At 70.5% G+C, this 9376-nt stretch carries 12 protein-coding genes; 5 read left to right on the plus strand and 7 right to left on the minus strand.

Annotation, left to right across the window (positions count from 1 at the left end):
- The coding region (locus ACLL81_RS04510) for a hypothetical protein (RefSeq protein ID WP_411287150.1) at window positions 1-236 on the minus strand (236 nt) is incomplete at its 3' end.
- A gap of 122 nt (window positions 237-358) precedes the next feature.
- Between ACLL81_RS04510 and ACLL81_RS04515 the strand changes: the two genes are divergently transcribed.
- Window positions 359-760 carry a hypothetical protein gene (locus tag ACLL81_RS04515; RefSeq protein ID WP_411287151.1) on the plus strand — a complete coding sequence of 134 codons (402 nt, stop codon included), beginning with the start codon at window positions 359-361 and terminating at the stop codon, window positions 758-760.
- 47 nt (window positions 761-807) lie between these two features.
- Here ACLL81_RS04515 and ACLL81_RS04520 read toward each other — a convergent pair whose 3' ends face one another.
- Together ACLL81_RS04520 and dmeF are read right to left on the minus strand one after the other, a co-directional pair.
- A complete protein-coding gene (locus ACLL81_RS04520) occupies window positions 808-1992 on the minus strand; it encodes a serine hydrolase (RefSeq protein WP_411287152.1) in 1185 nt (394 codons plus the stop codon).
- 22 nt (window positions 1993-2014) lie between these two features.
- Complete coding sequence (gene dmeF, locus ACLL81_RS04525) at window positions 2015-2974, minus strand: CDF family Co(II)/Ni(II) efflux transporter DmeF (RefSeq protein ID WP_411287153.1); 960 nt, start codon at window positions 2972-2974, stop codon at window positions 2015-2017.
- Between the two features lie 75 nt (window positions 2975-3049).
- On the opposite strand from dmeF, the gene ACLL81_RS04530 reads away from it, so the two are divergent.
- A complete protein-coding gene (locus ACLL81_RS04530) occupies window positions 3050-4102 on the plus strand; it encodes a CobW family GTP-binding protein (protein ID WP_411287154.1) in 1053 nt (350 codons plus the stop codon).
- Between the two features lie 58 nt (window positions 4103-4160).
- Here ACLL81_RS04530 and ACLL81_RS04535 read toward each other — a convergent pair whose 3' ends face one another.
- On the minus strand, window positions 4161-4607 hold the full coding sequence (locus ACLL81_RS04535; RefSeq protein WP_411287155.1) for a biopolymer transporter ExbD: 447 nt from the start codon (window positions 4605-4607) through the stop codon (window positions 4161-4163).
- A gap of 92 nt (window positions 4608-4699) precedes the next feature.
- On the opposite strand from ACLL81_RS04535, the gene ACLL81_RS04540 reads away from it, so the two are divergent.
- A complete protein-coding gene (locus ACLL81_RS04540; protein WP_411287156.1) occupies window positions 4700-5665 on the plus strand; it encodes a WD40 repeat domain-containing protein in 966 nt (321 codons plus the stop codon).
- Window positions 5666-6186: 521 nt separating this feature from the next.
- On the opposite strand, the gene ACLL81_RS04545 is transcribed toward ACLL81_RS04540, so the two are convergent.
- Entirely contained in the window at window positions 6187-6849 is a 663-nt protein-coding gene (locus ACLL81_RS04545; RefSeq protein WP_411287157.1) for a nitroreductase, read from the minus strand.
- 71 nt (window positions 6850-6920) lie between these two features.
- Here ACLL81_RS04545 and mtgA point away from each other — a divergent pair, with 71 nt between their 5' ends.
- Complete coding sequence (mtgA, locus tag ACLL81_RS04550) at window positions 6921-7655, plus strand: monofunctional biosynthetic peptidoglycan transglycosylase (RefSeq protein ID WP_411287158.1); 735 nt, start codon at window positions 6921-6923, stop codon at window positions 7653-7655.
- Between the two features lie 33 nt (window positions 7656-7688).
- Here the strand turns inward: mtgA and ACLL81_RS04555 are convergent, their stop codons facing one another.
- Window positions 7689-7841, minus strand: coding sequence for a hypothetical protein (locus tag ACLL81_RS04555; RefSeq protein WP_411287159.1), 153 nt, complete (start codon window positions 7839-7841; stop codon window positions 7689-7691).
- 62 nt (window positions 7842-7903) lie between these two features.
- Between ACLL81_RS04555 and ACLL81_RS04560 the strand changes: the two genes are divergently transcribed.
- The gene (locus ACLL81_RS04560) at window positions 7904-8407 is read left to right on the plus strand and encodes a dihydrofolate reductase family protein (protein ID WP_411287160.1); all 504 of its coding nucleotides are present in this window, start codon (window positions 7904-7906) and stop codon (window positions 8405-8407) included.
- Window positions 8408-8477: 70 nt separating this feature from the next.
- On the opposite strand, the gene ACLL81_RS04565 is transcribed toward ACLL81_RS04560, so the two are convergent.
- The gene (locus tag ACLL81_RS04565; RefSeq protein ID WP_411287161.1) at window positions 8478-9230 is read right to left on the minus strand and encodes a hypothetical protein; all 753 of its coding nucleotides are present in this window, start codon (window positions 9228-9230) and stop codon (window positions 8478-8480) included.
- Between the last annotated feature and the right edge of the window lie 146 nt (window positions 9231-9376).

The following is a 9376-nucleotide window of genomic DNA, read 5'->3' on the forward strand; positions in this document are numbered from 1 at the left end:
TAGTCCCGCAGGCTCCGCGCCAGGATCTCCAGAGTCAGCCGCGCGGCCTGTCGGGTCTCGTCCTGCTCGCCCTGCTCAAAGGTCGCCAGGCCCGCCTCGAACAGCTGGTCGATCTCCTGCGGCGCCAGCACGCCCTTGCGCTTGAGGGTGGAGAGCACGCCCACCACGAGGGCGTGCAGCGCCGCCAGCATGCCGGCCCGCTCGGCCTCGGGCGAAATCTGCTGCTCTTCGTCCATGCGCGCGAGGGTCCTGTGATCCGGTCAGGTCCAGTTCACGTAAACACGGGCAGTTGTCCAGCCACCCGCCTCGTGATCACATCTCGTGGCACGCAGCCGCCCCCCCTGCGTTCAAGGCCTCCATGCGTACACAGTTCAACGTCATCGCCGCCGCCGCCGCCGCCGCCCTCGTGCTCGTGCTCGCCCTCAGCGCTCCGGCCGCCCTCGCCGCCGACGGCAAGGGTGTCGCCGCCGCCTTTGGCAACACGGTCCGCTCGCTCTATCCCGACGGTCGCCAGCAGCGCCTGTGGCTGAAGCCGGACGGCAGCTGGGACGCCATCGGCCGCCGCGGCAAACCCTCTTCCGGCAAGTGGACCCAGAAGGGCGAGAAGGTCTGCCTCAAGCAGGTGAAGCCCTTCGCCGCGCCCATGAGCTACTGCACGGACTTCCCCACCGACGGCGCCCTCGGGGCGCAGTGGTTGTCCAAGGACATCACCGGCGTGCCCATCAACATCACTCTCATCAAGGGCATCCAGAAGCCCTAGGATGCACCCTTTCCTCCCCCGCTTCGCAGGGGAGGAAAGCTACCTCCCTAGTTCCCTGCCGCCGTCGCCGGCGCCGCTGGGACCGCCGCGGCCACGCTCACGTCCGCGGGCCAGGGCCGGGGCTGGTCGGCTTCCCAGCTCTCGGCCACCGCGCGGGTCACCGCCTGCATGAAGGCCAGCCGCTCGGGCACCGCCTTGCGGGTCCGGCGCATCATCACCGCCACGGCGTAAACCCGCCCGTCCGGGGCGGTCAGCAGCCCCACGTCGTTGATGCCGATGCTGTGGCCGCGCCAGTCCTGGCCGGTGCCGGTCTTGTGGGCGATCGCCCAGCCCACCGGCAGGCCGCCCTTCAGCCGCCGGGGCCCCGTGCGCACTTCATTCATCAGCCCCAGCAGCACATTGGTGGAATTCGCCGACAACAGCTCGCCGCGGCGGAGCTGCGCCAGGGTTCGGGTGATCGCCGCCGGCTGGGCGCCGTCCAGCGGGTCGGCCAGGTAGCTGGCCAGCGCCTGGTCGCGCCAGTCGTCGGGAAGTTGTTCGCGGGCGGCCTGGAAATTCCAGCCGATCCCATACTCCGGCCGCCAGCTCAGGCCGGCGATCAGCGACTGCAGGTCGCGCTCATAGGCGCCCACGACGATGCCGCTGAGCTGCATCTCGGTGAGCGCCTGGGTCACTGCGTCTGACCCGCCCAGCTCGCGCATCAGCTTGTCGTTGGCGGCGTTGTCGCTCTCCACGATGGCGCGCCGCAGCAGGTCGGAAATCGGCGTGACGAACCCGGTCTGGCCGATCTTGTAGGCCACCGGCTGGGAGAACACCGAGCGGTCCTCCTGGGTGAGCACCGCCAATTGCTCCAGGGTGATGCGCCCCGCGTCCACGGCGCGCAGCACGGCGATGGCCACCCACAGCTTGGAGACGCTCTGCTGCGGATAGAAGCCCTCGGCGTCCACCCCGGCGGTCCAGCCGCGCTCCACCTCGGTGACCGCGATCCCCACCGGCTCGGCGAAGCCCTGGGCCAGGCCCTCCAGCTTGGCCTGCAGCGCCTCGGGCGCCTGGGGCGGGGCCCGCGCCGGCAGGGTGTCGGCGATGCTCTGCAGCACCGGCGCGTCGGTGGTCTGGTTCACCGCCACCAGGCCGCTGGCGCCGGTCGCGGTGACCAGCAAGGCCAGGCCCACGATCAGCGGGCGGCGCTGTCCGTGGGTCTGCGCCCAGAGCCTCTGCAGGAAACCGATCATCACCACCTAACGCGCTGAAGTCTCAATCGTGGCTATGGCCGTGAGGGTGGGGTGAATCGCCGCCCTCGCGCACCTCCACGGTGACGTGGCTCAGGCCGGCCAGGCCCTTCAGCCGGGCGTGGTAGGCCGCCGCCGGCTGCGGGTGCGGGGCGGCCAGCACGGCGATCGCCGCATGGTGTCCGGGACCCAGCCGCCAAAGGTGCAGGTCCACCACCCGCTCGCCCTGCGCCGACAGCCTGGCGCGGACCTCGGCGGTGAGTTCGGCGCTGGGGTTGATGTCCAGCAGGGTCGCGGCGGACCGGCGCATCAGCTGCACGGCGAAGTGCCCTACCAGGGCCGCGCCAACCAGTCCGGCCAGCGGATCGGCGAAGCCCCAGCCAAACGCCTGGCCCGCCAGCATGGCGCCCAGCGCCAGCACGGAGACCGCGGCGTCCGCGGTCAGGTGCAGGTGGGCGGCCGAAAGGTTCAGGTCGCCGTCCGGGTCGTTGCGCATCGCCTGCGCCCCGGTCGGGCGAAGCAGCCAGATGCAGATCAGGTTCACCGCCAGCCCGGCCCCCGCCAGGGGGAAGGCGCCGGCATAGTCCACGGCCTCCGGCGCCATCAGCCGGCCGACGCTCTCCCACGCGATCAGCGCGGCGGTGACGCCCAGCACCACGGCGTTGGCGAAGCTCGCCAGGTAGCCGATCTTGCCGGTGCCGAAGCTGAACGCCGGGTTCTCCGCATGGCGCCGGGCCAGGGCATAGGCGCCGGACGCCACCAGGAGCGCCGCCACATGGGCGCCCATGTGCAGGCCGGCCGCGGTCAGCGCCATGGAGCGGAACGCCAGGCCGCCGGCCACCAGCACGGTGAGCGTCACCGCGCAGATCGCCGTCACCACCCAGGTGCGCCGCTCGTTGCGGCGGTGGTCGGCGCCCAGATAGGTGCGGTCCTCGCGAAAGGCGTCCAACTCGGCGGGCTGTCGGATGGGATCGGCGGCGGTCATCAAGTGTTACGATATAACAGCGACGCCGGAGAACGCCACTTCATAAACGCGCCCGCCGCGACTACATGGTCGCCCATGACCGACAAGACTCCCGTCACCGTGCTCACCGGCTACCTCGGCGCCGGCAAGACAACCCTATTGAACCGCATCCTCTCCGAGAACCACGGCAAGCGCTACGCCGTGATCGTCAATGAGTTCGGCGAGATCGGCATCGACAACGACCTGATCGTCGGGGCCGACGAAGAGGTCTTCGAGATGAACAACGGCTGTGTCTGCTGCACGGTGCGCGGCGACCTGATCCGGGTGGTCTCCGGCCTGATGAAGCGCCAAAGTCAAAAGACGGGGCGCGGCTTCGACGCGATCATCGTGGAGACCACGGGCCTCGCCGATCCCGGCCCGGTGGCCCAGACCTTCTTCGTCGACGAGGACGTCCGCGCCAAGACCGTGCTCGACAGCGTCACCACCGTGGTGGACGCCAAGCACCTGCCGCTCCGCCTGGCGGATTCCCGGGAGGCCGCCGAGCAGATCGCCTTCGCCGACCAGATCATCCTCAACAAGACCGACCTGGTCACCCCGGCCGAGCTGGCCCAGGTGGAGGCCGCCATCCGCCGCCTGAACCCGCTGGCGCCGATCCATCGCACGGAGCGCGCCGACGTCGACCTGGACCTGGTGCTGGGCCGCGGCGCCTTCGACCTGGCCCGCATTACCGACCTGACGCCCGAATTTCTCAACCCCGCCCATGGGGAGGCCGGCCACGTCCACGACGACGACTGCGGCCACGACCACGGGCACGATCACCACCATGACCCGGTGCACGACCATGTCGCCGCCTCCGGCATCCGCGGGGTGTCGCTGTCGTCGCAGACGCCGCTCAACGGCGCCGCGGTCACCGCCTGGCTGAACGGCGTCCTGGAAAAACAGGGCCCCGACATCCTGCGCGCCAAGGGCATCATCGACGTGGCCGGCGAGGACCGTCGCCTGGTCTTCCAGGCCGTGCACATGATCCTGGAGGGCGACTTCCAGGGCCCCTGGCGCGACGGCGACAACCGCTATTCCCGCCTGGTGTTCATCGGCCGCAACCTCGACGAAGCCGCCCTCAAGGCCGGCTTCGAAGCCTGCGCCGCCTAAAGAAAAAGGCCCGCCCGGGTGTCCCCGGACGGGCCTCGATCAGGTCAGCTCGTGGGCGCTAGATGTCTTCGTTGATCAGGGCGACCTGATAAAAGCCGTTGCCCTGCAGGGTGTTCATCACCGCCATGAAGTCGCCGTAGCGGACGCCGCGGTCGGCGCGGATATAGACCCGCTGCTCGGTGGGCGGGATGCCCGGCTCGTCGCGGGCCAGCACGCCGGACAGGTCGCCCGGCAGGTTCTCCAGCCGGGTCACCTGCTCACCGATGAACAGGCCGCCGTTCTGCTGGATGTTGATCAGGATCGGCTCCTTCACCACCGTGCCGGGCGGCGGCGGGATGGCCGGCGGCAGGTCGAGCTTGATGGAGACGGTGGCGGCCGGGATCGACACCATGAAGATGATCAGCAGCACCAGCATCACGTCGACGAACGGCGTCACGTTCATGTCGCTGTTCTGGCCGAGGTCGAACTTGGAGCCGCCGCTTCCGCTGCTGAGCTTCGCCGCCATACGCAATTCCTTCCCTTGGGCTGCGGCGTCGTCCGCGCCCGTCTTTAGGTCGCTGACCTTTGGCAAGCCGGCGGGGGCTTGTAAAGGGGGCCATGCACCAGTCCTTCGACGCCTATGTCACCACAGCGATGTTCGATTCCGCGGGCCAGGCGCTGTTCGCCCTGGGGGACGGCACGGTCCGCTTCGAGAGCGGCCACAGCGTCGAGGCCCACCGCGGCGCGGTCCTGGCCGGGGCCCCGCACCCCTGCGGCGAGGGCATGCTCACCGGCGGCGATGATGGCCGCCTGGTCTGGTCCACGGTTTCCGGCGCCCGGGAACTGGCCGCGGTCCCCGGCCGCTGGATCGAGGCGATCGCGACCTCGTCGCTCTCCGGCCTGATCGCCTTCGCCGCCGGCCGCGAGGTTCACGTTCGCGACAACGCCGACCCGGCCTTCACCCGAACCTTCGCCCATCAGAAGGCGGTCTCGGACCTGGCCTTCGACCCCAAGGGTCGCCGCCTGGCGGCCGCGACCTATGGCGGCTGCTGGCTCTGGTACGCCCGCATCGCCGACCAGAAGCCCGCCATCCTGAAATGGGCCGGCAGCCACGTGGGCCTGGCCTGGAGCCCCGACGGCAAGTTCCTGATCTCCGCCATGCAGGAGAACCAGCTGCACGGCTGGCGGGTCGCCGACGAGAAGAACATGCGCATGGGCGGCTACCCGGCCAAGGTGAAGGCCCTGGTGTTCCTGGCCAAGGGCGCCCTGATGGCCACCGCCGGCGCCAGCGGCGCGGTGATCTGGCCCTTCGCCGGCTCCACCGGGCCCATGGGCAAACAGGCCGCCGAGGTGGGCTATGACGCCGCCGCCCTGGTGGTGCGGGTGGCCGCGGCCCCCGCCACCCCCTGGATCTGCGCCGGCCTCGATGACGGCCGGGTCTGGGCCTGCGACCTCACCGGCCAGCAGATCGTCCCCCTGAAGGCCGAAAAGGGCCCGCCGATCACCGCCCTGGCCATGACCCCCGACGCCCAGCGCGTCGCCTGGGGCGACGAGGCCGGCGGGGCAGGCGTGGCGCAGGTCTGAACGCGCCCCCGCGGGCGGGGGGGCCATGGGTCGCCGCCACCGGACACTGGGAAGGTCGCCTAAGGGTGGGAAGCGGACATTGCGACTGATAGCTTTGCCTTCATGTCACAACATCCAGTCGCAGAGCTTTCCAAATTGAGGGAGATTGGGTGGCGGGATTGGGACCCCATCGGCCTCTGCGATTACGATGGTCCGCGAGATGAATATGACACCTACCTGCTCCAGGCGGTCAGCCGCCTATGGCGTGGCGAACCCGTGCCGCAGGTGGTGGACTATTTGGAACACGTCGGGAGCGTGACCATGGGTCTCGGAGCGCCAAATGCTGCTTCACGCGAGGCGTCGGAAGAGACTGTCCTTAACCTCAAGGCGTATCTTGACACCTTGCCTAGCGGCCCACTCCATCTCCGCTGAGCAGACCTTCGCAACGTCCGCCAAGGGTCGCAAGCGGAAATCAGCCCAGGGACTTCGACGAAGGTCAGCAACGATCCCGCGATTACTACCCCCCGCGCGCGCGGCGTTGCCTACTCGAACCCGCGCAGTTCGCCCCAGGTGTCGAACGGGTCGCGGCGGGCCTTCAGGGTGTTGATGGGCGCCGCGTCGTCGCGGAACCCCAGGGCCATGCCGCTGAACGCCATGTGGTCGTCGGGCAGGTCCACGGCCCGCGCCACCGTCTGCGGATAGCGCGCCCAGTATTCCTGCGGGCAGCTGTCCAGCCCCTGCGCCCGGGCCAGCAGCATGACGTTCTGCATATACATCCCCAGGTCCGCCCACTGCGGCGGCCCCAGCTTGCGGTCCAGGCAGAAGAACAGGCCCACCGGCGCTCCGAAGAACGCCCCGTTCCTGGCCAGTTGCCGCAGGCGGGCCGGCTTGTCCTCCCGCGGGATGCCGATCGTCGCATAGAGGTCCTCGCCGTTCTGGAACCTCCGTGTGCGGAACGGCTCCCACAGGTTTGGCGGATAGACCTCGTACTCCGGGTCCTCGCCGAACGGATTGGCCGCCACGTCCGCCTTGAGCTGCGCCAGCGGCTCGCCGGCCAGCCCATAGACCCGCCAGGGCTGCAGGTTGCCGCCCGAGGGCGCCTGGGCCGCCCGCTCGAGGATCTCGCGCACCACCGCGCCCGCCACCGGGTCGGGGCGGAAGGCGCGGATCGACACCCGCCCGGCCACCGCTTCGCTCACGTCCATGCCCGCTCCGTTCCCATCGCCTGCGACCCCAGCTAGCATCTGCGCCCCACGTCAACGCAAGGACCCGCCGCTTGGCCAGACGACCGCCTGCTCCCCGCGCCCGGCCCCCCGCCGGTGGCGGTTTCCTTGGGCGGGCCTTCCGTGCGCTGGTGGTCATGGTGCTGGTGGTGGGCTTCATCGGCCCGGTGCTGACGGTGGCCCTCTACCGCTTCGTGCCGCCGCCGATCACCTGGCTGATGGTCCAGCGCACGGTGGAGGGCCGCGGCTTCACCCGCACCTGGGTGCCGCTGCAAGCGATCTCCCCGGCGCTGGTCCGCGCGGTGATCGCCGCCGAGGATGCCCGGTTCTGCGAGCACGCCGGCTTCGACTTCGCGGCGATCCGCAAGGCCATGGCCGCCAACCAGGCCGGCGGCAAGGTGCGCGGCGGCTCCACCATCAGCCAGCAGACCGCCAAGAACGTCTTCCTGTGGCCGCGCCGCGACTGGGTTCGCAAGGGCCTGGAGGCCTATTTCACCGTCCTCATCGAGGTCGCCTGGGGCAAGCCCAGGATCATGGAGGTCTATCTCAACTCCATCGAATGGGGTCCGGGCGTCTATGGGGCGCAGGCGGCGGCCAGGGCCAACTTCAACGTCAGCGCCGACCGGCTGACCCCGGCCCAGGCCGCGCGCCTGGCGGCCATCGTGCCCAAGCCGCTCGCCTGGCGCGCCGCCAAACCCGGCCCCTATGTGAAGCGCCGCTCCGGCAAGATCGGCGCCGCCGCCGGCACGGTCCGCCGCGACGGCCTGGCCAGCTGCGTGCTCACATGACCCTGGACGAGCTCTTCGACCGCCGCGGGCGGCTCAGAAGGACAGCTTGCGGACGCTCACCCGCACCGTGCGGCCCACCGGGTCGAGCAGGTCGGGCTGGTAGCTGATCGGGGTCACGCCGCCGACGGTGCGCACGTCCAGCCGCTGGTTGAACAGATTGTCCACCGACAGCGTCGCCCGATCCATCGGCGCTTGCCCAAACTTCCGCGGCGCGCCTAGTCTCGGGTCCGCGCTAGAGGGGCCTCCCGGTGAAGATCGTCCACTACATGAGCCTGACGGCCGACGGCCACGTGGTCCAGGCGGCCTCGTCCGGCGGCATCCCGCCGGTGATCCTGGCCGACTTCATGGGAAGGGTGGCCGAAGCCGGCGCCCTGGTCCTGGGGCGGCGCACCTACGACCTGTTTCACGCCATGGGGGCGATCGGCGCCATCCCGGGCCAGGTGGTGGTGCTCTCCCACGCCCTGCCCGCGTCGCAGCCGGGGGTCACCGTCAAGCGATCGCCGGACGAGGCGCTCAGCCACCTGGCCGACCAGGGCCTGAGCGCGGCCATCGTCGGCGGCGGGCCGGAGATCTACAGCGCCTTCCTGGCCCAGGGGCTGATCGACGAGCTTTGCCTGAACCTGACGCCGGCCATGGACGGCGCCGGCCTGACCATCGCCACGCCGTCGCCCATGCCGCTCCACCTGGAACTCACCGCCGTGGCCGAGCTCGGCGACGGGATCGTTCAGCTCAGGTACCGGCGCGGCGCCTAGCGGTCGCCGCGGTCGCCCTTGCCGGACTTGGACTTGGTCTCGGCGCCCTGTTGCGCTGGCGGCGGCCCCGTCACCAGGTCTCGCTCAGGCCGCCAGGGTCTACCCGCGGATCGCCGGTCGCCGGCTTGATCGACCCGTCCAGGTAGTGCTTCTCGATCTCGCGCACATAGACCGACCCGTCCGGCCGCTTCACCGTCTCGAAGCGGCGCACTTCGAAGATCACCCGCCTCGGCTCGCTGGCGGCCGCCTCGCCCTGCGGCTCCACCGCCTTCAGCGCCCCGTACTGGCGCGGCGCCAGCTTGGCCGCCTGCCAGCGCAGTTGCTCCAGCTTCACCCGGGTGGCGGAGGCGGTCTGCGGCGTCACCCCCTCGGCGATCTCCCAGGCCAGGTCGCAGAACCGCTCCGCCTGGATTTCCCGCGCCACCTTCACCTGCTCGGCGAACTCGGGGAAATGCCGGCGCCAGTAATAGACGGTGGAGAACGCCGGCATGGCCGGGTCGCGGCAGATCCGCGCGATCCCCTCGCCCTCGCACAGCCGGTCGAAGATCTCCGCCGCCGTCGCGGCGCAGAAGGTCGGGGGCCGCCCGTTCGCCGCCACCCGCCCGCCCGCCGCCCGCGCCCGCCCCACGTCCCTGGCGAACCCCGGCAAATCCCGCACCCACCTGAACAGGGACCCGCGCACCGGCATTGCGGGGTCGGCGCAGATCGAGACCTGGCTCTCCCCCGACGCCAGCCGCGCACAGATCGCCCGCCCCAGCGCCGCGGAAAACCGCACAGCCCCGGCCCGCGCCGGCGCAAGCGCCGGATCGTTGATGTCGTCCATGGGAGTGTTTCCTTAAGTGAGCGCCGCCTCAGTCCTCCCCCGGCGAAGCGCGGTTTGGGTGAGGTGGCGGCGAGGTGACGGAGGGGGTTTCAGCCGAGACGCCCCTCAGGCGCACGTCACAACGCTGCCTGAGCTCTCGCACAAAC

The organism is Phenylobacterium sp. (genome assembly GCF_046590535.1).
Lineage (GTDB): Bacteria > Pseudomonadota > Alphaproteobacteria > Caulobacterales > Caulobacteraceae > Phenylobacterium.

Excerpts from the sequence above, each read along its gene's own strand:
- ACLL81_RS04515 (WP_411287151.1), top strand. The coding sequence starts at position 359 with ATGCGTACACAGTTCAACGTCATCGCCGCCGCCGCCGCCGCCGCCCTC.
- ACLL81_RS04520 (WP_411287152.1), bottom strand. The coding sequence starts at position 1,992 with ATGATCGGTTTCCTGCAGAGGCTCTGGGCGCAGACCCACGGACAGCGC.
- dmeF (WP_411287153.1), bottom strand. The coding sequence starts at position 2,974 with ATGACCGCCGCCGATCCCATCCGACAGCCCGCCGAGTTGGACGCCTTT.
- ACLL81_RS04530 (WP_411287154.1), top strand. The coding sequence starts at position 3,050 with ATGACCGACAAGACTCCCGTCACCGTGCTCACCGGCTACCTCGGCGCC.
- ACLL81_RS04535 (WP_411287155.1), bottom strand. The coding sequence starts at position 4,607 with ATGGCGGCGAAGCTCAGCAGCGGAAGCGGCGGCTCCAAGTTCGACCTC.
- ACLL81_RS04540 (WP_411287156.1), top strand. The coding sequence starts at position 4,700 with ATGCACCAGTCCTTCGACGCCTATGTCACCACAGCGATGTTCGATTCC.
- ACLL81_RS04545 (WP_411287157.1), bottom strand. The coding sequence starts at position 6,849 with ATGGACGTGAGCGAAGCGGTGGCCGGGCGGGTGTCGATCCGCGCCTTC.
- ACLL81_RS04555 (WP_411287159.1), bottom strand. The coding sequence starts at position 7,841 with ATGGATCGGGCGACGCTGTCGGTGGACAATCTGTTCAACCAGCGGCTG.
- ACLL81_RS04565 (WP_411287161.1), bottom strand. The coding sequence starts at position 9,230 with ATGGACGACATCAACGATCCGGCGCTTGCGCCGGCGCGGGCCGGGGCT.